A 291-nucleotide genomic window follows, 5' to 3' on the forward strand; every position below is an offset into this window, starting at 1 on the left:
TTACCTGGCACCGTCCTACTCTTGCGGAACGTAAGTCCGACTACCATCGGCGCTAAAGAGCTTAACTTCTGTGTTCGGCATGGGAACAGGTGTGACCTCTTTGCCATAGGCACCAGATAAAATTGAATGCTGATACATTCAAAACTAGATAGTAAGTATATCTTCTACACAAACAAAACCTTGTGATTTAAATTTGATTAAGTCTTCGATCGATTAGTATTCGTCAGCTCCACGTATCACTACGCTTCCACCTCGAACCTATTAACCTCATCATCTTTGAGGGATCTTATA

2 rRNA genes are annotated in these 291 nt (G+C 41.6%); both read right to left on the reverse strand.

Going from position 1 to position 291, the window contains the following annotated elements:
* Positions 1-2 precede the first annotated feature (2 nt).
* A 5S ribosomal RNA gene (gene rrf / locus TP70_RS10890) occupies positions 3-117 on the reverse strand.
* Between the two features lie 76 nt (positions 118-193).
* Positions 194-291: ribosomal RNA gene (locus TP70_RS10895) — 23S ribosomal RNA — on the reverse strand; the annotation flags it as partial.

It is taken from the genome of Staphylococcus microti (genome assembly GCF_000934465.1).
GTDB classification, from domain to species: domain Bacteria; phylum Bacillota; class Bacilli; order Staphylococcales; family Staphylococcaceae; genus Staphylococcus; species Staphylococcus microti.